This window comes from Terribacillus saccharophilus, assembly GCF_046592595.1.
GTDB lineage: Bacteria > Bacillota > Bacilli > Bacillales > Amphibacillaceae > Terribacillus > Terribacillus saccharophilus_C.
In genome coordinates this window covers 167,159-189,201 of sequence record NZ_JAWVPF010000007.1, presented here as the reverse complement: position 1 = coordinate 189,201, position 22,043 = coordinate 167,159, and the positions used below count along the sequence as shown (strand labels likewise).

22 protein-coding genes and 1 pseudogene are annotated in these 22,043 nt (G+C 40.5%); 14 read left to right on the top strand and 9 right to left on the bottom strand.

The features are described from left to right. Nucleotides 1-317: 317 nt before the first annotated feature. The 5 genes from SFC25_RS13485 to SFC25_RS13465 all read left to right on the top strand — a co-directional run bounded on the left by SFC25_RS13485 (nt 318) and on the right by SFC25_RS13465 (nt 5,910). Nucleotides 318-1,238 (top strand): sensor histidine kinase, encoded by a 921-nt coding sequence (locus tag SFC25_RS13485; RefSeq protein ID WP_411215773.1) that lies wholly within the window; start codon nt 318-320, stop codon nt 1,236-1,238. Continuing rightward, complete coding sequence (locus SFC25_RS13480) at nt 1,239-1,892, top strand: response regulator (protein ID WP_411215772.1); 654 nt, start codon at nt 1,239-1,241, stop codon at nt 1,890-1,892. 105 nt (nt 1,893-1,997) lie between these two features. Further along, a complete protein-coding gene (locus SFC25_RS13475; protein WP_411215771.1) occupies nt 1,998-4,202 on the top strand; it encodes an MMPL family transporter in 2,205 nt (734 codons plus the stop codon). Nucleotides 4,203-4,335: 133 nt separating this feature from the next. Next, nucleotides 4,336-4,758: a MarR family winged helix-turn-helix transcriptional regulator gene (locus tag SFC25_RS13470; protein ID WP_411215770.1), complete on the top strand. Its 423-nt coding sequence runs from the start codon at nt 4,336-4,338 to the stop codon at nt 4,756-4,758. A gap of 129 nt (nt 4,759-4,887) precedes the next feature. Beyond that, nucleotides 4,888-5,910: an NADH:flavin oxidoreductase/NADH oxidase gene (locus SFC25_RS13465; RefSeq protein WP_411215769.1), complete on the top strand. Its 1,023-nt coding sequence runs from the start codon at nt 4,888-4,890 to the stop codon at nt 5,908-5,910. A gap of 126 nt (nt 5,911-6,036) precedes the next feature. Here SFC25_RS13465 and SFC25_RS13460 read toward each other — a convergent pair whose 3' ends face one another. Continuing rightward, the gene (locus tag SFC25_RS13460) at nt 6,037-6,459 is read right to left on the bottom strand and encodes a hypothetical protein (protein ID WP_411215768.1); all 423 of its coding nucleotides are present in this window, start codon (nt 6,457-6,459) and stop codon (nt 6,037-6,039) included. Nucleotides 6,460-6,494: 35 nt separating this feature from the next. Then, entirely contained in the window at nt 6,495-6,881 is a 387-nt protein-coding gene (locus SFC25_RS13455) for a nucleotidyltransferase domain-containing protein (RefSeq protein ID WP_411215767.1), read from the bottom strand. 104 nt (nt 6,882-6,985) lie between these two features. Here SFC25_RS13455 and SFC25_RS13450 point away from each other — a divergent pair. Further along, nucleotides 6,986-7,558 (top strand): annotated as a pseudogene (locus tag SFC25_RS13450) (HAD hydrolase-like protein). 3 nt (nt 7,559-7,561) lie between these two features. Here the strand turns inward: SFC25_RS13450 and SFC25_RS13445 are convergent. After that, the gene (locus SFC25_RS13445) at nt 7,562-7,948 is read right to left on the bottom strand and encodes a hypothetical protein (RefSeq protein WP_411215766.1); all 387 of its coding nucleotides are present in this window, start codon (nt 7,946-7,948) and stop codon (nt 7,562-7,564) included. Between the two features lie 537 nt (nt 7,949-8,485). Here SFC25_RS13445 and SFC25_RS13440 point away from each other — a divergent pair. Both SFC25_RS13440 and SFC25_RS13435 read left to right on the top strand, forming a co-directional pair. Further along, the gene (locus SFC25_RS13440; protein WP_411215870.1) at nt 8,486-8,989 is read left to right on the top strand and encodes a DUF402 domain-containing protein; all 504 of its coding nucleotides are present in this window, start codon (nt 8,486-8,488) and stop codon (nt 8,987-8,989) included. A gap of 147 nt (nt 8,990-9,136) precedes the next feature. After that, complete coding sequence (locus SFC25_RS13435) at nt 9,137-10,396, top strand: Zn-dependent hydrolase (protein WP_411215765.1); 1,260 nt, start codon at nt 9,137-9,139, stop codon at nt 10,394-10,396. 57 nt (nt 10,397-10,453) lie between these two features. Here SFC25_RS13435 and SFC25_RS13430 read toward each other — a convergent pair whose 3' ends face one another. Genes SFC25_RS13430 through SFC25_RS13420 form a run of 3 tightly spaced genes read right to left on the bottom strand, consistent with a single transcriptional unit; the run spans nt 10,454 to nt 11,848 of the window. Further along, nucleotides 10,454-10,807, bottom strand: coding sequence for a cupin (locus tag SFC25_RS13430; RefSeq protein WP_411215764.1), 354 nt, complete (start codon nt 10,805-10,807; stop codon nt 10,454-10,456). Nucleotides 10,808-10,831: 24 nt separating this feature from the next. Further along, nucleotides 10,832-11,158 carry an HIT domain-containing protein gene (locus SFC25_RS13425; protein WP_411215763.1) on the bottom strand — a complete coding sequence of 109 codons (327 nt, stop codon included), beginning with the start codon at nt 11,156-11,158 and terminating at the stop codon, nt 10,832-10,834. 9 nt (nt 11,159-11,167) lie between these two features. Beyond that, nucleotides 11,168-11,848, bottom strand: a complete 681-nt coding sequence (locus SFC25_RS13420; protein WP_411215762.1) for an HAD family hydrolase — start codon at nt 11,846-11,848, stop codon at nt 11,168-11,170. 165 nt (nt 11,849-12,013) lie between these two features. On the opposite strand from SFC25_RS13420, the gene SFC25_RS13415 reads away from it, so the two are divergent. Further along, the gene (locus SFC25_RS13415; RefSeq protein ID WP_411215761.1) at nt 12,014-12,448 is read left to right on the top strand and encodes an NUDIX hydrolase; all 435 of its coding nucleotides are present in this window, start codon (nt 12,014-12,016) and stop codon (nt 12,446-12,448) included. 115 nt (nt 12,449-12,563) lie between these two features. Here SFC25_RS13415 and SFC25_RS13410 read toward each other — a convergent pair whose 3' ends face one another. Continuing rightward, nucleotides 12,564-13,694: a 2-methylaconitate cis-trans isomerase PrpF family protein gene (locus SFC25_RS13410; RefSeq protein ID WP_411215760.1), complete on the bottom strand. Its 1,131-nt coding sequence runs from the start codon at nt 13,692-13,694 to the stop codon at nt 12,564-12,566. 137 nt (nt 13,695-13,831) lie between these two features. On the opposite strand from SFC25_RS13410, the gene SFC25_RS13405 reads away from it, so the two are divergent. The 3 genes from SFC25_RS13405 to SFC25_RS13395 all read left to right on the top strand — a co-directional run bounded on the left by SFC25_RS13405 (nt 13,832) and on the right by SFC25_RS13395 (nt 17,073). After that, nucleotides 13,832-14,701 carry a LysR family transcriptional regulator gene (locus SFC25_RS13405; RefSeq protein ID WP_411215759.1) on the top strand — a complete coding sequence of 290 codons (870 nt, stop codon included), beginning with the start codon at nt 13,832-13,834 and terminating at the stop codon, nt 14,699-14,701. 121 nt (nt 14,702-14,822) lie between these two features. Then, nucleotides 14,823-16,130 (top strand): CitMHS family transporter, encoded by a 1,308-nt coding sequence (locus SFC25_RS13400; RefSeq protein WP_411215758.1) that lies wholly within the window; start codon nt 14,823-14,825, stop codon nt 16,128-16,130. 76 nt (nt 16,131-16,206) lie between these two features. Next, nucleotides 16,207-17,073 carry an SDR family oxidoreductase gene (locus SFC25_RS13395; RefSeq protein ID WP_411215757.1) on the top strand — a complete coding sequence of 289 codons (867 nt, stop codon included), beginning with the start codon at nt 16,207-16,209 and terminating at the stop codon, nt 17,071-17,073. A gap of 40 nt (nt 17,074-17,113) precedes the next feature. Here the strand turns inward: SFC25_RS13395 and SFC25_RS13390 are convergent, their stop codons facing one another. Together SFC25_RS13390 and SFC25_RS13385 are read right to left on the bottom strand one after the other, a co-directional pair. Continuing rightward, a complete protein-coding gene (locus tag SFC25_RS13390) occupies nt 17,114-18,124 on the bottom strand; it encodes an aldo/keto reductase (RefSeq protein ID WP_411215756.1) in 1,011 nt (336 codons plus the stop codon). 190 nt (nt 18,125-18,314) lie between these two features. Beyond that, entirely contained in the window at nt 18,315-18,485 is a 171-nt protein-coding gene (locus SFC25_RS13385) for a hypothetical protein (RefSeq protein WP_411215755.1), read from the bottom strand. A 181-nt stretch (nt 18,486-18,666) separates the two neighbouring features. Between SFC25_RS13385 and SFC25_RS13380 the strand changes: the two genes are divergently transcribed. Together SFC25_RS13380 and SFC25_RS13375 are read left to right on the top strand one after the other, a co-directional pair. Further along, nucleotides 18,667-20,151: a response regulator transcription factor gene (locus tag SFC25_RS13380; protein WP_411215754.1), complete on the top strand. Its 1,485-nt coding sequence runs from the start codon at nt 18,667-18,669 to the stop codon at nt 20,149-20,151. A 15-nt stretch (nt 20,152-20,166) separates the two neighbouring features. Then, nucleotides 20,167-21,933: a sensor histidine kinase gene (locus SFC25_RS13375; RefSeq protein WP_411215753.1), complete on the top strand. Its 1,767-nt coding sequence runs from the start codon at nt 20,167-20,169 to the stop codon at nt 21,931-21,933. Nucleotides 21,934-22,043: the final 110 nt, after the last annotated feature.

Below are 22,043 nucleotides of genomic sequence, written 5' to 3'. Positions count from 1 at the left end.
ATGGTGCATACTAATCATTAAAGGGATATTAGGAGAATTAAATGGACAATCACGTGTACACACAAAATAATTTAAAACAAGAAAACAATAATATGGTTGCAGCAAGAATTCCGGGGTTGATCTGGATTATTGTTGCTTTTACTGCATCTTTGATTATACAAATTATGTCGGGCAGTTCTTTTTTGCATTGTATGTTATTCAGTGTACTAATTATTATTTTTAGTACATTATATTGGTTTTCAAATAGGTTTCTGCCGGGCAAGGCGTGGATATATTTTTGTGTCCAAGGGTTGATTGTGTATGGAAGCGCCTTTTTAATGTACAACGTTTCGGTAACAATTATTGCATTGTTTCCCTTACTCCTAGGTCAGCTAGTCGGGATGGTCGGGAGAAACAGACTCGCTTTCTTTGTCATTTTAGCTGGTCTATCTATTATTGCTTCAGTCATTATTATTCCAAAAGAAAGTTTGTTTACCTACTTCGTTATCGTTATTCCGGCTACCTTAATAATTGTTGCTTATGCTGCAATCTTCTTTAAACAGGTAAATGCAAGAATTAGAACCCAACAAATACTGCAGGAACTGGAAGAAGCGCATCACCAAGTGGAGAATCTAACTCTTTATAGTGAGCGGCAGCGAATGGCACGTGATTTGCATGATACGCTGGCACAAGGGATTGCGGGTATAAAAATGCAGCTCGAGGCAATTAATGCCCACCTCTCTAATGGAAATCAGGAGCGTGCGCAGCAAATAGCGCAGCTTGCTATGAAAGGTGCCAGCTCCGTATTGGCAGATTCCCGGATTGTCATTGATGACTTACGTTTACACGAAGAAAATATCGACTTAGAGTACATCCTGCGCGAAAATACACAGCAGTTTACAACTGCAACAAGCATACCATGCAGTTTAAATTATACAGTCGTGCAATCTCTATCGCCGAAAATTACCGAGCATCTTTCCAAAATCGTTAGTGAATGTCTGTTGAATATCGCACGTTATAGCAAGGCAAGCGAAGCTTCTGTCTCTATTACAGGCACTTTGGATAATCGTATCCATTTAGAAGTGGAGGATAATGGTGTTGGCTTTGATGCAGAAGAAATCTCAAACAAGCAAGGGCATTACGGCTTAATTGGTATGAAGGAACGTGTAAGGATTTTAGGCGGAGAGATCCACATTAGCAGCACATTGGGAGAAGGTACAACAGTGACAGTCAGTATTCCGGAGAATGGAGATGATTAAATGACGAATAAAGTGCTTATCGCAGATGACCATGTAGTCGTAAGAGAAGGTCTGAAATTGCTTATAGAAACAAATGAAAATTATAGAACCATAGGCGAAGCCGGACATGGGGCAGAAGCAATCCAGCTTGTAAATGATTTAGAGCCAGATATAATATTGATGGATTTGTACATGCCTGTCATGAGCGGCATGGAAGCAATTCGTAAGCTATCAGTCACGCATCCTAAGCTGCCTATCATCATTCTCACAACTTATAATGAAGACCAATTGCTGGCAGAAGGATTTGCTTTAGGTGCAAAAGGTTATCTCCTGAAAGATACCAGTCTCCAATCTTTGTTTCATTCTATGGATACCGCTATGAATGGGGAGACCCTCATAGGAGAGGACATGATGAAGAGAATCCGGGATTATCAGGGAAAAAGGCAGCATATTAAAGAAAAGGTCCAGCTTTCCCGAATGGAAATCATCATTCTTCAAGCAGTTGCCAGAGGGACGACGAGCAAGGATATTGCTTTTGATATGGGTGTTTCGGAAAGGACAATAAAATCAAGGCTAACGGCTATCTTTAATAAATTGGGTGTGGATTCCCGAACGGAAGCGGTTGCTGTAGCCATTGAATCAGGTTTGATCCACCTTAACTATAATAAATTGTAGACTTTTTAAAAACGTACTGCCCAAACGTACGTTTTTTTTATTTGCTCTCCCTTTAATATGAATGGAGTAAGATATTCAGGTTCTAAAATGAGAAGGGAGATTTTTATGTCTACATTGTTATATAGATTAGGGAAATGGAGTGCATTGCATAAAAAGACTGTTCTTGCAGGATGGATTGCCTTCATTGCCATCATCTTTATTTCTGCATTTCTTTTAAAGCCGTCTTTTTCCGGAGATATGAGTATACCGGGAACACCATCTGAGGAAGCAAATGCTTTATTGCAGGATGAATTTCCAAGTGGATCGGATGCTGGGTCACTAAGGATCGTGTTTGGTGCAGAGGGGAACGAGAGTTTAACATCTGAACCTTCTCAGCAAGCAATCAGCGATGTGCTTGATAAGATAATGGAAGATCACGAAGTAGCATCTGCAGCAAATCCATTCGAAGCACAGACGATAAATGCAGATGGAACTGTTGCTTATGCTGATATCACATATAAAGAAGCAGCTGCCGATGTTCCGGAATCTTCATTGGAACATGCAGAAAAAAGTATTGAAATTGCCGAGAACGAAGGAATACAAGTTGCAATGAAAGGCGACATCATACCATCTGAAGTAGAAATCGGAGGAATCTCCGAGGTGATAGGTATCGTAATGGCCTTCATCGTATTAAGCATCACCTTTGCTTCGTTTGTTATCGCTGGATTACCGATATTTAACGCAATACTTGGTTTGGTTGCCAGCATTGGCATAACGCTGATTGGTGCAAGTATGTTCGACATTACATCATTCAGTTTGTCTCTCTCCGTCATGATCGGCTTAGCTGTTGGAATAGATTATGCGCTGTTCATCTTCTCTAAACATAGGCAGCAGGTAAGGGAAGGTATCGAGGTTAACGAATCCATCGCAAGGGCTAACGGAACGGCAGGGGGAGCAGTAATATTCGCAGGTCTGACAGTCATTGTTGCCTTATGCGGATTGACTGTAGTAGGTATTCCGTTCCTTGCAGCAATGGGGATTACAGCTGCAATAAGTGTCCTTTTCGCAGTACTAGTGTCCATTACTGCTGGTCCTGCTGTATTGGCTTTCGTAGGCAGAAAAATAGAGAAGAAGAATCGTCTGTTAAGTAAATCAGCTAAAATTCAAAAAGGACAAACTGACTCGAACGCCTGGGGACGATTCGTTACAAAGCAGCCTCTGATAGTTGCGATTCTCAGCATCGTGATTTTAGTAGTAATCAGCATCCCCGCAACAGATATGAGGTTGGGGTTACCTGATGATGGAATGAAAGCAGAAGACGATCAGGCGCGTCAGGCTTATGACGTGCTGGCGGATGGATTCGGTGAAGGTTTTAACGGACCTTTAGCTGTTTTGGTTGATGCTTCCGGAACAAGCGGTGATCAGACAACGCAATTCCAAAAAGCAGCAGAAGAGATTGGAAAATTGGATAATGTAAGACAAGTAACACCAGCCATGCCTAACGAAGACGGGAAGTATGCAATCGTTAACGTGATACCGGAAACAGGACCAAATGATAGCGGCACAGCCGACCTTGTGCATGATATCAGACAGCTCTCGCTAAATGGCGGCGGAGAGAATATCGATTTCCGAGTAACTGGTCTGACGGCCATAAACATTGATATTGCTGAAAAGTTGAACGATGCAATACCTGTCTTTGGTGTCATCATTGTAGGTTTTGCGTTTATTTTACTAATGATTGTATTCCGATCCTTGTTAGTACCGCTAACCGCAGTGGCTGGATTCTTGCTTACCATGACTGCAACATTGGGTTTTTCCGTTTTCATTTTACAAGATGGATACTTCAACAGCTTGCTTGGTATTCCGCAAGAAGGACCAATCCTGGCATTTCTGCCAATTTTGGTTATCGGTATTTTGTTTGGTTTAGCAATGGACTATCAAGTATTCCTTGTTAGTCGCATGCACGAAGAATATACAATCACCAAGGATCCGGTCAGATCCATTTTAGCAGGTCTTAAGTATAGTGGTCCTGTCGTAACAGCTGCAGGTTTGATCATGATCTTTGTATTTGCAGGATTCATCTTTGCGGGAGATACGATGATCAAGTCAATGGGGCTGGCTCTGACATTCGGTGTGTTGTTCGATGCCTTCATCGTCCGCCTGGCACTTATCCCGGCAGTAATGAAGCTGATGGGACATGCTACATGGTACCTGCCTAAATGGCTGGATAAGCTAATTCCTAATGTGGATATTGAAGGACACAAGCTCTCTGAAAGACTAAGTGAACAAAATAAAAAAGAATCTGAACGAAAAAATATCAAGTCAAGTTAATTAAATGATATTTACTGAACAGACCATGTAGATTTACATGGTCTGTTTTCTTATAAAATAAATTTGAGCTGCCCTGTCAATTCCAGTATAGTAACATGTATAGCATTCGAGATTAGAATAGGTGGAATATCTTATGAATACAAACCATGAATTCATGGATGAGTGGTTGGCTCTGGATAATTTACATTTGAAAATAAAAAAGGAACTGGAAACAGTTCTGCAAAAAGAATACAATTTATCGATTAAAGAGTTTTATGTGTTGTACTATCTGTCCAAAGCTCCAGAGAAAAAGCTCCGTCTGCAGCAACTGCAGGAATTGATAGGATTGAGTCAAAGTGCTCTGTCCAGGCTGGTCGCGAATATGGAAGCTGACAGCTGCGGTGCATTGCAAAAACATATTTGCACGGATGATCGCAGAGGAACTTATACGCAGATGACGGAATTAGGGGAGAATAAACTGCAGCGTGGTCTCCAAACGTTTCATGAGGTTATAAGCATAAATTATGCTCAAGTGGACTCTGCACACATATTAAAGCAATTATTGCAGAAATTATAGACGTAAACCATTAAAGTACCTGAAAAGGTGCTTTTTTGTTTATGCCTTTCGTTTGACAGAGCGATACTAAAACCGATAAATTAAATGCATGCGTTATGCATATATTTTATTTGCTAAGGAGTCTTAAACGTGCAAAATTTATTCAGTACTTACAAAATAAAGAATCTAGAGCTGAAAAACAGAGTAGTTATGCCGCCGATGTGCCAGTATTCCGTAGAAAAGAAAGATGGTATAGCGAATGACTGGCATTATCTTCATTATGTCAGCAGAGCGGTTGGTGGTGCAGGATTCATCATCGTTGAGATGACAGATGTAGAGCCGGATGGAAGAATCACGGATTATGATTTAGGTTTATGGTCTGATGAGCAAGTTCCGGCACTTGCAAAAATTGTAGAGGCTGTACATAGCCATGGAGCTAAAATCGGTATCCAGATTGCTCATGCGGGACGCAAAGCAGAAGATGCGCCTGAACCAGTGGCACCATCTGCTATACCATTTGATGAGAATTCCAAAACACCTAGAGCCCTTACAACAGAAGAGGTAAAAGGTATGGTCGAGAAATTCCGCTTAGCTGTAAGACGTGCGGTACAGGCAGGATTCGATGCAATCGAAATTCATGGTGCACACGGTTACCTTATTCACCAATTCCATTCTCCATTAACGAATAAGCGTGATGATCAATATGGTCAGGATCTGACGAAATTCGGTCGTGAAGTCATCGAAGCAGCTAAAGCAGAAATGCCAGCTGATATGCCATTGATTATGCGAATTTCCGCAAGAGAATATGTAGAAGGCGGCTATGGTATAAAGGAAAGTATCGAATTTTCTAAGGCATACAAAGATGCAGGTGCAGATGTGTTTGACGTTTCTTCCGGTGGTGAAGGACAAATTGCAGCTTGGGGCAGACCAGGCACACATGCTGCTTACCAAGTGCCACTAGCACGTCAAATCAAAGAAGCACTCCAAGTCCCAGTCATGGCTGTAGGCAGACTTGATGATCCAATTTTGGCTAACGCTGTTATCGGAAATGAAGATGCAGATCTTGTACAAGTTGGAAGAGGCATGCTAAGAAATCCTTATTGGACATTGGAAGCTGCCAAGCTGTTGAGAAAAGAGAATGTTGTACCGAAACAGTATGAAGCTGGATTCTAACTTTTTAAATGTGCCCCTATAAATAGGGGGCACTTTTTTATATTTGATTACGATTGTTATATTACATACATAGTAGTTACCAGCATGTATATAGATCTATGTTTAATAAATTTACCGTTAAATAATTTATTGAATAAGCATGTTACGGTCTTTGTTGGGATTGTGAAGTGATAACCACTCTTCTGACGCTTCTATCATCCATTTTCCCATATCATTTAGATAAAAGGATATGTCCTTCGTTTGATTAGTTGGATTTATTGCATATTCGAGAGCTTGCAGCATTTTTTCTTTTTTCTCAGGATAATATCTTGAGAATGCTTCATATGCTGGATATAAATCTCGGGTATATTGCTTTTCCTCTTCCATTATTAATGCTAGTCCAGCCCGAATAATAATCTTCATTATCCACGTACAACAGTCTAAAATATCTTCTTTATCCTCATTATCTTTAAGATCCTCTTTAGCTTGGTCAATATGACTCTTTATATTGATCAAATGCTCATTTGCTAAAGTAGTATCTGCTCTGAAATATGGCAGATTGTCTCTCAAATCTTCGCCATAGACACAAATACTGTGTGTTTTAATCATAAAGGGTAGATAGAAAATAATTTCGTATTACATATATCATTAAGGTGGAAAAAGCTCATTTCTACACCATTAACACAATTAAAAGCATTGTTTAATTCTCGTTCTGCTTTATCAGCCCAATCGAGGTCTATGTCTTTTAATTCTTTGTTGGTTACACAGACTGTATCAAGGTCTGACACGCCTGGAATACCTAGACCACGCGGAATGGATCCTCTTATATAAATACTATGTAAGTTTGAACCTAACTTTTGCCGATAAGTATCTATTACCATTTCAATTAGTTTGTAGAATAGGGTATCTATTTTATCTAAACTCGCGTCATTAATGATAAAGCCATTGCAATCATTTTTACAGAAATGGCCGATATTTTTGATGGATCTCAATACAAATCTCCTTTGACTTTTATTAAACATCTTTGGATTACCGAGATATGGTAATATAATTTATATAATTGAATACTTATTGGAGTATTTGAAAGGGTGACAATATGAACATACTTTGGGATTTCAATGGGACATTATTTGATACGTATCCGGCCCTATACCAGTGCGCTTTCTTCTGTTCTGGATGATGTAGATGATAAGGAGGATATCTATAAGAAGTTAAAAATTTCGTATTCTCATGCAATTAACTACTATAAGGTCTCTAAAGACAAAGAAGCAGAAGTAAAAGGTTTAATTAAAAATTTATTACCAAATGATTTACTGCCATTTGATCATGTGGAAGATATACTGAAGTTTGCGAATAAAAACGTCATTGTGACTCATAAGCACAGGGATGGCGTCTTGTCTATCTTGCAACATTATAATTGGGAGAAGTACTTTGCCGATATAGTTACAATTGACGATGGTTTCCTCGTAAACCTGATTCTGCTGCTTATAGTTACTTACATAAAAAACATGGTATCGATTTAGCGATTGGAGATAGGGACTTAGACTTGACGCCAGCAAAAGAGCTGGGTATTCTAACTTGCATGTATCAAGGGCAAAGCAGTATAGCTGATTATCATCTACAGAATTACGCCGATTTCTTTAAACTAGATTTATTAGTTGCTAAATAAATACTACGAATTCAAAACACCTGTTTCTTCATAAGTACGAATCAGCTTCCATTCTCCAGATTTACTTGAGAATGTTTGGAAGAACAAATTAGATGTATCGATTAATTTTCCTTCCAGTGTCATCGTTGCTCGTATAATTGCCATCATTTCATTTTCATTGAGTGGCAGGATAGTGGTTGGAGATAAGATCCACTCCATATCCTTGTCTTTAAAATAGGTAAAGGCTTGGCTCCAACCTGTCACCGATGCTTCCTTTCCGTGTGTGGAAGCAATACCATCTCTAATTTCAATTCCCTTGAATGATTCATCTATTACAATTTTCATAAAATCTAAATTAGCAGCTTTCCAACTTGATAGATACTGTTGAAGGAAAGTGTGGAAGTCTTCCATGATTGTTGCCTCCAATCTTGATATCATTGTTTAAGCGAAAATATATTTATCATTCTTTATACAGAATAATCTTAAATACTGTGTTAGACCAATTTAACAATCTAACAAGTTCTATGAAGTCGATCATGAAGTACGCTTAGACACAGATATAATCGAACAGGAGAGAGTAAAAGTGTCTAAGACTTCCTCTAGGCAACATATACAGTGCAACCACTAGAATTTCACTTTCATCTTCTTGACTCACAATTGCCAGCAAGTTACCTTCTTCGTCAATAACTGAGAATGCTCGGTCAAAAGAATACTTTGCTGAAAAGATTCTTTTTTTTTCTTTTTTTGATGAATTTTTATAAGTCAATGACCTTTTCCTATTTCAATTAAAACTATGATAGACTGATTTTATCAAATATTACGATAATTGTAAGTCTATTGTTATTCCAAAATGAGAGGTTGCCTGATTGAGCAGGTAAAATCTTAAAGAAGGTAATATCATCAATAGGAATTCATATCATAGACTGGGAGAGGGTACCCTTGAATAAAGTGATACACATGAAATCAATGAAATATCCCGACATTCCGCACTATGAATGGAAAGGTCGTTTATTGAGAAAAACGCCAGAGTATGTGATCGTTCTTTGTGAAAGCGGCAGAGAGTTGAAACACCATACGAGAAATACAAGCTTTACAATAGATGTTACTTCGTTGGAGTACTTCTTCTTAAAAGAAGGCTACACAGTTGCCATGGAGATTGAAGAAGGTAAAATACTCTCATATTACTGCAATATTGCAATGCCTTCCGTGCTTAATGGCAATCAGCTTAGTTTTGTTGATTTGGATTTAGATGTAGTGAAAAGAAGAAATGAAGACTGGATGGTTGTAGATGAAGATGAATTTGAGGTGAATAGTGTAAAGTATGGTTATCCTGCTGAATTAATTGAATATGCTTTTTTGTCATTGGATTTATTACAGAAAAATATAAGTAAAGGTTTGTTTCCATTTGATGAAAGGGGATTGGATTTAGTAAGAAAATATAGCATGGGTTAATCATGCTGCCTTATCGTTGGAATTGGACATATATCATTTTCTTACTAGTTTAATGTTGAATTTAGTAGGTGTTTGAGCACAAAATCAAGGAGAAATGCAAAAATAAACCAGATAAAACTATTCAAAATTAGATGCTGGAGGTAAGATATGGATTTAAGACGTTTAGAGAAGACATTACATGAAATGAATCAGTTTGGTCGTTCGAAAGAGGGAGTAACGCGCTTAGCATATTCTAAAGAAGAGCGACAAGCAGCTGAACATTTTAGCAGCCTTTGCAGAAAAGAAGGAATGGACGTTCGGATTGATACTTGTGGAAATGTGATAGCACGCAGGGAAGGCAGTAACCCTGATCTTCCTGTCGTAGCATGCGGTTCCCATCTAGATACAGTGATCCATGGTGGGAATTACGATGGTGTATTAGGCGTTGTAGCAGCCCTCGAGGTTATTCGCAGCTTAAATGAAAAAGGTGTTACGACAGAACACCCGATTGAGATCATTGCTTTTGCCTGTGAAGAATCCTCAAGATTTGGTGTTTCCACAATAGGCAGCAAGGCAATGGCAGGAATATTAGAAAAGGAATCTTTATCTGAGATTAGTGATAGCAAAGGGAATTTGATTAACGATGTATTTTCAGAATGTTCCCTTAACTTTAATGAGATAGAAAAAAGTATCCGTCAGAAAGAGGAGTTTAAAGTATTTCTAGAAATGCATATCGAACAAGGACCTGTTTTAGAAAGACAATTAAAACAGATTGGTATAGTTACAGGCATTGCTGCTCCTACACGTTTTGAAGTAAAAATTAAAGGGCAAGCATCTCACTCAGGAACGACACCAATGGATTATCGAAGGGATGCCTTCTTGAGTGCAGCGGAGATAGCCTTGCAGCTGGAGCAGGCAGCAAAAATGGAAGCTGGTAACGGAACGGTGGCAACAGTCGGTGCATGTGAAGTTAAACCAGGATCAATGAATGTGATACCAGATCTGGCTACAATGAAAATCGACATAAGGGGAACTTCTATTGATTCAAAGAATAGAGTAACTGAAAGACTATTTGCTGTGGTAAAACAAGTAGAGCAAAAGCGAAATGTTAGTATTGAGTACAGTAAGTTGAGTGATGAGCATCCTATCAATCTTGATAGAGAAGTAATAGAATCCCTATCTCAAAGTTGTGAGCAAAAAGGATATACGTATACGCATATTGCAAGTGGGGCAGGACATGATGCAATGAATATGGCAATGCTTTGTCCAACTGGGTTACTATTTGTACCTTCTAAAAATGGTTTAAGCCATCATCCTGGTGAATACACAAAAATGGAGCAGATTGGTATAGGCGCTGATTTATTAGAAATGGCAATTATTGAATGGGCAGGATATTCACAAGGAGTAAATAGAAGTAAAATACTGTAGATGGTCGGCGTATTTAAAGTTTTCCTTATGTATTTAAATAGGAACCCACATGGGTTCCTAGGTTAATTGAGATAGCAGGGAAGAAGAAAGACCTTCACTTTCAATGACAAGTGCGGTCATCCCATCAGCGCTTTTCGTCTCATGCCATTCTCCTTTGTCCCAAAATACTGCATCTCCTGTACTTACTTCATTGAACGTATTTTCTTTTCCCTTCACAAAACCTTCTCCACTGATAATGAGTAAAAGCTGAGGAGTAACAGCTTGGTGATTTCCGACGTTACCGTTTTTCTCTAAATACATATATCCGATATGAACAGACTTTTCCAACATCCCAATTCGTGTCATCGTAAAATTGGAATTAAATTGTCTAATATGTTTACCTGATTCTTTTGTGAACTTATATATTTCCATGAAGCATCTCCTTGAAAATAGCTTTTATAAAGGTTTACCAGTTACAATGTGCCAATGCAAATGCTTAGAATCTTGATAGTCTCCTATATTTGTAATGACTTTACATGCTCCATGTTCTTTATTAACCATAGCCGCGACTTCTTTAATTACGGCAAGCAGTTCAAGAAGTAAACTATTATCCTTATCTTCTAAGCTTATCAAAGAAGGAATGTGTTTCTTTGGTATTGCAACAATATGTACTGGATAAAAAGGTTTTGTATGATGATAGGCCAATACGTTTTCGGTTTCTATTACTTTCTTCACTGGAGTTTTTCCGTTCAATACTTCCTCGCAATAAAAATCAGTATTCATAGGAACCTCCTAATTGTAAATTTGTTTAGAATTTAGGCCGGATTTGGCTATTACATGCTGGAGTTCACTCAAATCATTTATAACATAATCAGCTTGAGCTAATTCTGCCTCATTCGCAAAATCAAAATTACATCCAATCGAAACTAGTCCATTATCTTTCGCTGCATTAATATCCGATATGCGGTCACCAACAACTGCACCTCTCTTAATTTTATATTTATCAATTATTGTTTTGACTAAATCTCCTTTATTAAGTGTATGTATTTGTTCAATACTGAATGTTTCCGTCACCCACTTGTCCAGATTGTAATAAGTGACAATGGTTTGAAGATATTCTGTGAGTCCATTGCTGGCAATATAGATTTTGAAGTTATTTTCACGCAAGTAACAAAAAATTTCTTGTACGTTCGGATACAAAGCACCATTTCCGCTCTTTATATTAACTACTAGCTTTTCTAAGAAATATGCATCCGCTTGCTGTCTGATTTCGTTTGAGTGTTCAGGGAGCAGGATTTCCCATACTGTAGGCAGCGGAACTCCCATAATTTCGCGATATGTATCAATAGGGGTATCAGCAGTCCATAAGTTTAATGAACGCAAGTGGGAGAATGTCTCATCAAGAGCTAATTCCAGTATTTTATCAGTTTGAAAAAGGGTACCGTCCATATCAAATATAACTGCTGCTTTCATACTTCTGTTCCTCCTTGCTCTAATTATTGGAATAACATACTATAATTGTATCATTGAGGAAGTTCAGAGGGTGCAAAGAACTGGATATTTTTCATGATTTATCTGCTGGATAATTCAAGTGATATCTATGATTTATATTTTTACTAATGGTAAAGGGGATTCTCAATGTTTATAGTCAATGTAGAAGGTGCCATATACCGTAACGGTAAGTGGCTTATGATCACAAGAAGTGAAAAGGAAGAGCATGCAGCAGGATGCTTGTCCATGGTTGGTGGTAAGTGTGATTTGGAAGGCGTATCTTCTAATATTTTGGAAAGGACACTGAAGCGGGAGATTTTTGAAGAGGTAGGTATTGAAGTTGAGGACTTGACTTATGTAAACAGCTCTTCATTTGTGACGGATAAGGGTACGCATGTTATCGATATCGTTTTTCTTTGTCAGGATATAGCTGGTGAACCTTATGTAAAGAGCGCGGAAGAAGTAGGAGAAGTAATGTGGATGACGACAGAGGATATACTGGTACATAAAAATGCGCCTTCCTACTTAAAAGAGAATATTACACTAGCTGCTGACAAGCTCACCTTGGTAAGAGAAGTCTGAGTATAGAGCACATCTGGAATTGAACAACATTATTAGTCGCATTCAAAGAAGCTAACTTTACTAAATTTTAAATTTGATCAAGATAAATTAAAAAGCTGTCACTATCGACAGCTTTTTAATTCTTTGCAGCGAATACTTCGCTTGAATTATAGGTCTTCTTTACATATGCAGTGCCTTCAAGGATTCTTCTTGCTGTACGTATTACTTTTATTTCTGACAAGCTGCTATATGCTGTTTCAGTAATACCGGAAGGATGGGCAATACGTAAGTTTCCTGTTGTTTTTCGAGCAAGCTTATGTGGCAATGTTCCAGGAATAGCACATGCTGCAGTGGTACAGATAGCGCCAGTTATTGCAAGTGCTTCATGTGGTCTTTGCATCGATAGCATACGCACATGGATATCCATATCCTCAGTCGAGTACATATTCTCGTTCATATCAGTAAATGCTTGTGCTTCTCCGATCAATGTGAGTTTTGGAACTGCCGGAGAAACCTTAGTCGCATTTTCTCTAGTGGAAAATCCGCAGAGTTCAGCTGCAGCAGCACGCAATTCCTCGCATCGCTGCAGGTCTGCTTCTGTGAATGCAGCTGGCAGAATGGTCTCTTGTAGGCGGAGGTCAGCAGCTTCTACAAAAACTAAAGGATTGGCAGCATCAACAATAGAACAGCGAACGCTGCCAAAGCTCGTCTCAAGTACATCGGTAACATTTCCGGTAGGTAACAACTCGCCAGTCACGGATCCTTCTGCATGGCAGAATGTCAAAGCAATCTCCGACCCATAACCAGGTACTCCAGGTATGGCTGTCGAACCTGTGGTTTGAACATCACCATCCTTAACAGCTACTTCGGCAATGATCAATTTTTGGGTGTTTGTATTCCAAATCCTTACAGACGTTATCGGTTCGGTGATAGGGACAAGCCCTTCCTGAATTGCAAATGGACCGACGGCAGAAGAAATATTGCCGCAGTTTCCTTTCATATCTACTGTTTCATCTGTAATACTCACTTGTGCAAAAGTATAGTAGACATCAAAGTCTTTATCAGCCTCAGCTTTTCGTATAATGGCAGCTTTGCTCGTTAAGGAATTGGCGCCTCCCAACCCATCGATTTGCCGTTTATCAGGACTTCCCATCAAATCAAGAAGGAAAGGCGCCCAGTCTTCCTTTTCTGCAGGCATATCTGTTTCATGAAGAAAAACACCTTTACTTGTGCCCCCGCGCATGTAGACGATACGGATTTTTTCCATCTGCTCACGTCCTTTTTAGGATGAAGTAGTTTATACTGACAGCATAGTCCCGAGCATTGATAAAATAAAATACAATTATTTTTGACTTAATTAAAAATAATTTTATAACTGTGAGTTATTACCTAGGAGGGTGAGCAATGGATGAAAAGGATTGGATATTATTAAAGCTATTAGGCGAAGAAAAGAGTGTCACAAAAGCTGCTGAAAGATTATTCACATCTCAGCCTTCTTTGACATACCGCATTCAAAAGATTGAGGAGAGTTTTAACGTAAAGCTGTTTACAAAGCGGAACAGGGGTATAACCCTGACAGTAGAAGGGGAGTACCTCACAAATTATGCTGGCGAGATGCTTCGAAAGCTAAAGGAAACCAAGGATGCGATAGCTAACCTAGGGAAGGATGTGCAAGGCACGCTGCGTTTAGCGGTGTCCAGTAATTTCGCTCAATATAAACTGCCGGGCTTGCTGACAAAGTTCTCTTCCATTTATCCGAATGTCCAATACAATGTACAGACTGGCTGGAGTACGAGGGTCATGAAGTTACTGGATGAGGGAGATGTTCACTTAGGCATTTTGCGGGGAAATCACCGCTGGCAAGGAGTGAAGGAGATACTGACGAGGGAACAATTGTATATCATTTCAAAACAGCAGATCAGCATAGGTCAGCTGCCCTTACTTCCATTTATTAAATACAATACAGACACCTCATTGAAAACAATCATAGATGGGTGGATACATGAGCACCTGCAGCACGCACCGCTCACCGCAATGGAGGTGGATCGGCAGGAAACGTGCAAAGAGATGGTCAAACATGGCTTGGGTTATTCGATCGTGCCTGAAATATGCCTGCGTGAATCTGATCAGCTTTACCGTATTGGTCTGACGAATGAAAAGGAAGAGCCTTTGCTTCGTGAAACATGGTTGATGTATGATCCGAAATCACTTGATCTGCAAGTGGTAAAAGCATTCATCGGTTTTTTGAAACAAGAACAGCACGTAACAATATAAAAAATACTTATGAGTTCTGCAAAAATACTTATATTTAACTTATCTCCTGCTATGTAATATGCTAGTTCAAATGCTTCTTGTGCAAGCGAATGAAAGCGTATTCAAAGAGAGGGGAATAACCATGCTGACGATATTAGGTTTTTCTATGATGATTGTATTCACTGTTCTGATTATGTCTAAGAAGCTTTCTCCCATTGTTGCTTTGACGTTGACACCGATTTTCTTTGCTTTAATTGGAGGATTTGGAGGAAGTCTTGGAGATATGATTTTGGATGGACTGCAAACTGTTGCAAGTTCGGCAGCTCTGTTATTATTCGCTATCTTGTTTTTTGGAATCCTCATCGATGCCGGTCTATTCGATCCTCTCATTAAGAAAATACTCGTGCTAGTAAAGGGTGATCCTGTAAAAATTGCGATTGGATCAGCTGTACTGGCAATGCTGATTGCACTTGACGGTGACGGAACCACCACTTACATGATCACGGTTTCCGCCATGCTTCCTTTGTATAAACGAATTGGTATGAATCCGCTTGTTATGGCAACAGTTGCGATGCTGGCCTTGAGTATCATCAGCGGCATGACTCCTTGGGGAGGTCCTGCAACTAGAGCAATCGCGGTTCTAGGGCTTGACCCTTCTGAATTCTTTGTCCCGCTCTTGCCAACAATGCTTGGCGGTATCGTTTTCGTCGTCTTTACTGCTTTTATGCTCGGTCTTAAGGAACGGAAACGTATAGGAGTGACAGAAATAAAATCCGGTAGCTATGAGTCAGAACCTTATATGGCTGCAGCGCTGGAAGGAGACTTACTGAAGCGGCCAAAGCTTCGCTGGATTAATTTATTCCTTGTTATAGCTATCTTGGTATTGCTGGTAATGGGAATTATGCATCCGGCAGTACTCTTCCTCATAGGTTTTGTGTTGGCTCTATCTATCAATTACCCTAATATCCAAATACAAAAAGAGCGTATTGCAGAACATGCAAGCAATGCAATCACAGTTGTTTTGCTTGTCTTTGCTGCAGGTGTTTTCGCCGGCATACTGTCTGGAACAGAAATGGTCAATGCAATTGCAGGTTCGATTGTCGCATTTGTTCCGCCATCCATGGGTGAACTCTTCCCGGTAGTAGTTGCTATCACAAGTCTTCCATTGACCTTTGTTCTTTCAAATGATGCTTATTACTTCGGTATGGTACCTATATTCGCTGAAGCTGCATCCGCTTACGGTGTTGACCCTGTCGAAATCGCCAGGGCTTCCATATTAGGGCAGCCGGTACATCTTATGAGCCCGCTTGTAGCTTCTACGATATTGCTTGTCAGTATGTTGAAAATTGATCTTGGTGCATTTCAGCGATATGCAGTTAAATGGGCTGTTTTGACTTCTTTATTCATTATTCTCATAGCGATAGTAACAGGTGCCATTACATTCCGGTGATTTCAAGATTCTGTTTGACCATCATGAAAAAGTGGAACAAGTATCCATGACATAACACAGTAAAGGAGACTTGATCATGGAACCAAAAGAGATGCAAACAGACGGTACACCAAAACAGGAACAGGATCGGCAGCCTGGTATTGAAGCACAGATGGAGCCGCTGCCGTATCAGCCGCACAACTACAAAGGTGCAGGTCGGCTGCAGGATAAAGCGGCGCTGATCACTGGCGGTGATTCCGGTATTGGTCGTGCGGTAGCGATTTTATATGCGAAAGAGGGCGCGGATGTTGCTATTTCTTATCTTGACGAACAAGAGGATGCAGAAGAGACGAAGCGCTTGGTTGAGGCAGAGGGTAGAAAATGCTTGCTGCTGCCTGGTGATATCAAGGATGAAGCACATTGTGTAAGTTTGGTGGAGAAGACAGTTGCGGAATTCGGCAAACTTAATATATTGGTGAGCAATGCTGCTATCCAATATGTCGTGGACGATGTGCTGGATATCTCTAGTGCACAATTTGAAGAAGTGTTCCGTACGAATTTCTATCCGTTGTTTTACTTGACGAAGGCAAGTGTCAAACATATGAAGGAAGGCGATTCCATCATCGCGACTTCCTCCATCAATGCTTTCCAAGGCAATCCCATCTTCATGGATTACTCGGCAACGAAAGGTGCTATTACAGCGTGGATCCGCAGTATTGCGCAGAGCTTGGCAAGCAAAGGAATCCGGGCAAACTCTGTTGCGCCTGGTCCAGTTTGGACACCGCTTATCCCAGCTTCCATCCCTGCAGATCATATTGAAAACTTCGGACAAAGCAATTTGATGGGACGTCCGGGCCAGCCTTCTGAGCATGCTTGGCCGTATGTGATGCTGGCTTCAGATGAGAGCTCTTATATGACAGGACAGACGATCCATATCAATGGAGGACAGTGGACTTCTTCCTGAGGATGAAATAAGCACCAGCCGTCTTGGCTGGTGCTTGTTTTTATGCATTGACTGTTGATCGTTCTGGTGGTGCATAGGCATCGAGGTAGTTGCTGCTCCAGTCGTCGATATGAAGCTTCAGGATTTGGTCGATTGCTAACAGATTCTCCTTTGTGAGAGATAAGTCGGTGACTCCTGACACTTCACTCACCTGTTCTGGCGAATAAGCACCCCAAATCGCTACGTCCACTCCGTCCTGTTCCAATACCCAGCGCATCGCCAGCTGTGCAATTGTCTTATCGCGGTTAGCTGCAAAATTCTTCAATTGCTCGACAGCATCAAGTATTGCTTCGAACCTGCCACTTTCAAATAGGGGGTGAGAAGAGCGGAAGTCATCTTCAGAAAATGCAGCCGATTTCGTCAATGCTCCTGCTAACAAGCCATGTGCCATTGGCCCCCATGCTAAGCCGCCGATATTATGCCGTTTGGCGTAATCAAACCATTCCCATAGTCCGCGCTGCAGCATGTTGAACTGATTCTGTGTGACATGAAGTGGTGCTTCCCGCTGGAAGGCTTCCATTTCCTGCGGCGTGAAATTACTGACCCCAATAGCACGGATTTTACCTTTTTTATATAAGTCATGCATAATGCCAGCAAGCTCTTCCATTGGAATTTCATGATCTGGCCAGTGAACTTGATAAAGATCCAGGTAATCAGTTCCCAGGCGCTTCAAAGTCAAATCAAGTTCTTTTTCCACGCTTTCAGGACGCATATCCCGAAACAGCTGTATGTCATCGGTCCAATTCACGCCAGGTTTTCCTGCCAGTATTAGCTGATCGCGCGGAATGCTTGACTCCTGCAACGCCTTGCCTATGAATTCCTCCGACTTCCCAAGACCATAATCAGGGGCAGTATCGATAAAGTTGATTCCTTGGTCAATTGCGGCATGCACAGTGCGTTTGGCACTGTCCTCATTGGGTTTTCGCTGCCACATATAGCCACCCATGGCCCATGTACCTAAAGCAATTTGTGTTACTTTCAGATCGCTTGTTCCAAGTTTTACTTTCTTCAAGTTATGTCATTCCTTCCTCGTGTGCTTTTGGAAATTGTGTTCCCGTCTTTTGGGAAATGAAACACATGGGGAAAGTAATCATGTAGTGCCAAAATGCCGAAGCAATGCGCGGGTAACAAAATAAATGGTACTGCCAATTGTTAAAACGATTATCAGGAGCAGGGTAATATTCCTCAGAAACTTTCTACTTTTAAGGTCCTAATTGGAATAAACGGAAAATGCCGCGGCCGATCCACAGAAGTAAGCGAAAAGGCAAAAACAGCAGCTCTGGTACGTAAAGCAGGATATCGAGGATATCCCATTTATGATTCGGATCAGCTTCTCTTTTTCTTTTTCTTCGTCGCTCCCTCAGTGTCAACATTCATCTCTCCTTCTGGAAAAATCAGGTTTTCTTTATCTTATCATAATTTACTAACAAAACGTTTTATTTTGGGAAGGTTCAACCAACTCATCTTGACAAATGTCAGGATCCGGAACACTATAAAAGAAAGCGCTTTCCAATTAGAATCAAGCAGAAGCTTGATAAAGGGGTGTCATGCATTTTGGATACAAAGGGATTGTGCAGGACGTTGATTGTCGATGATGAAATTCTTATCCGGCAAGGAATCAAACACTATCTGGATTGGGAAAAGGAAGGGTTTACAATAGTGGGGGAAGCTTCAAACGGAAAAGAAGCTCTGGAGCTGATTGAAAAGCTGGTCCCGCATATTGTTATCACAGATGTCGTCATGCCGATCATGGATGGAGAAGCCTTGACGAGAATCGTAAATGAAAAATATCCGCACATTGGATTGATTGTGCTGAGCAGCTTCAGTGAATTTGATTATGTCAGAAGTGCTTTTCAGAACGGAGTTATCGATTATATTCTCAAGCCAAAACTGAATGCAGAAGTGCTGCTGAAAGCGCTGCGCCAAGCGGCAGGACAACTGGAAGGGTTTCACCTTAGCAGAGAAGGGCAGCATGAGGAGACTATAAAGGATAAGTTACGAGATCTTTATGAAGGAACAGATGTCTCTATCGAGGAAGAAGAGATGGATTCTTTCCCACATAAGTATTTTCAAGTAGTAAGCCATTATCTGACAGCTAATCAAACAGAGAAGCCGTTTCATGATTATGTAGCAAAAGAGAATGGCATTCTTACACAGATTGTAACAACTTCCGATCTGCACATATACTTGTGGAACAGCAGCCAAACGCTTAGGGAAGAGCTGTTTTCAGACTTACGTCAATCAAGCTATGTTTGCAGCACAGAAGCTTTTGAAAATCTTCCAGAACTGAAAGGGAAGCAAAAGGAATTAGAACAAGTGCAGAATTATCGGTTCTTCTTTCCAGAGAAGTCTTATCTGTCGGAAGACATCCTGCCGCTTCCGCCCGGTGAGAGGCAGGTATTTCAGCTGGATCGTTTTATTGAAGAATGCAAGCGAGATAATTTTCAGGAGGCTTTTTCCTACTTGGAGGGGCATATCGAACGGTTGATACTGGATTATCAACAGGATGTCGTTGAATACAAAGCATTTCTCAATAATATTATGTTCAATTTAATTGTGCTACTTGGCAATATGGATTATCAGACGGAGATGCTGGAGAAAAAGAAGTATACGTATTTCCAGCAAGTCAGTCTAGCGGCAGATGTATTCGCAGCTAACCAGATAGTGCATGACTTCCTAAAGGAAGTCATGAAGATTGTGGAAACGGAAGAAGAGCAGGGACATATGCGGAAACTGACGGATTATATAAAAGCGCATTATCATGAATCGTTATCATTATCTGATATTGCGAACCATTTCCACTTCAGTCCTTCCTATTTATCCAATTATTTTTCCACGCATAGCAAGGAGGGTTTCAGCGAGTACCTTAACCGTGTCCGAATTGAAGCGGCTATCACGTTGCTCCGGCAAAGCGATATCCCTATTTCCAAAATCAGTGAGCAAGTCGGTTTCTCCGATCATAGTTATTTTTGTCGTGTTTTCAAAAAACAAACGAGTTATTCTCCTTCGCAATACCGGCGAAAACGGATAATGAATTGAGGAGGGGGGAGCTGAATGAACCTGATCAAGAACCAGCTTCAGCCCAATGGTCTGTTTATAAAGATGTTTCTTATTACTATCGCACTTATTATTTTCGTTGCTTTAACAGTAACACTTACGACGATCCGGATGGCTGAGCAATTTTTTGTTGAGAAGTTCAGCATCACTAATTCGCAGATCATCGATCAGATACAGTATGATTTCGAGGAGTTGAACTACAGCATTGTGATGGCTGCTACCGATATCGGTCAGAGCAGCACAATCGAGGCTTATTTATCTGAGGAAGAGCCAGATAATGAGCGTATCATGAGTCTTTATCTTGTAATGAGCCAAATTGATCATCTGAGAGAGCAGTTAGGTGATCAAAATGTGGAGATTGCAATCGCTGATCAAGATGCAATTTCATACAGGACGAACTTTACGTATTGGCCAGCTGAACCAACAGATATTCGTAATCATGACATTACGGAAACAATCACGAAGGAGCCGAACAAGCTGCTTTATTTTCAGGATTCACGCGAAGCATCCGATAATTATGTTATTGCGGCGAAGGCTCTTCTTGATCGGGAAACAGATCAATCATATGGCGCGGTTTACTTCCCGATTAAAGAGGGGCAGCTGCGTTCCTTTTACACTGACTACGTGAAGCCGGGGAATGATTTTTATGTGCTGGATCAAAACGGCAAAGTGGTCTCGAGCAGTTTAACGAATGTAATTGGGGAATCGCTTCCTGAGCTTAGTCAGCAGGCAAAGAATATGCAAACAGATGAAGAAACGTACCGTGAGGTGGAGTTTCAGGATACCAATCAAATTATGCTGGCAGAATATCTGCCTTATTTTGATATGTATCTTGTCAATATGGTGGACAAGCAGACCGCTGTAGGCAATCTGATTGATACAAAGCAGATTGCCTTATTGCTTGCGGGTGTCGTTGTACTTGCGCTGATTATTGTTTTCCTTGTTACGAAGCGGCTGACCAACTCCTTATCGAAGCTTGTTAAAGACATTGAAGCAGTACCAAAGAAAGGACTGAAGCGGCGGCTGGTGTATGAGGGTACATACGAAACAAAGCAGATTGGCCATGCTTTTAACAGCATGATGGACGAACTCCAAGTGTATGTGGAAAAACTCATTGAGGCACAAAAACAACAGCGCCATGCTGAGCTGGCTGCATTGCAGCAGCAGATTAATCCGCATTTCCTATATAATACAATGGCTTCCATCAAGTTCCTCGTTATGATGGGGGAAAGAGAAGAGGCTGAAAAAACGATTGATGCATTCATAACACTTCTGCAAAATACGATCGGCAATGTAGATGAGTCCGTTACGGTTGAGCTGGAACTGGAGAACTTGAAGAATTATGTGCTGATCAATCAGAAACGGTACGGGGATAGGATTCAAGTACAGTTCATGGTGTCTCCGGATTGTTTAGACTATCATATCCCGAAGCTGATATTGCAGCCTTTTATCGAGAACTCCTTTTTCCATGCTTTCAATAAGACGGCTAAAGGCACCATTTCGGTGCTTGTGTGGAAAGAAGCAGAGGAGCTTGTATGTGAAATAGCCGATGATGGCGATGGAATGGAAGCTTATACAGATCTGCCCAATACAAATCGCAACCGTCAGCTATTCTCCGGGATTGGAGTTAAAAATGTACACGAACGGATTCAGCTTCTTTATGGGACAGATTATGGTGTGTCCATCACTAGTGAGACAGGTCAAGGGACGAAAGTAAGTTTAAGAATTCCTGCAATAAAAGAAGATGAAAGAGACGTCATATAAGACAACCTATTAACTGTCCCGACTGTCGAGCTAAAGGAGCGTAATAGAATGTAAATAAAATGCTATAAAATATACAAATAGCAAAATATAATCCTAATCGTCTTATTTGT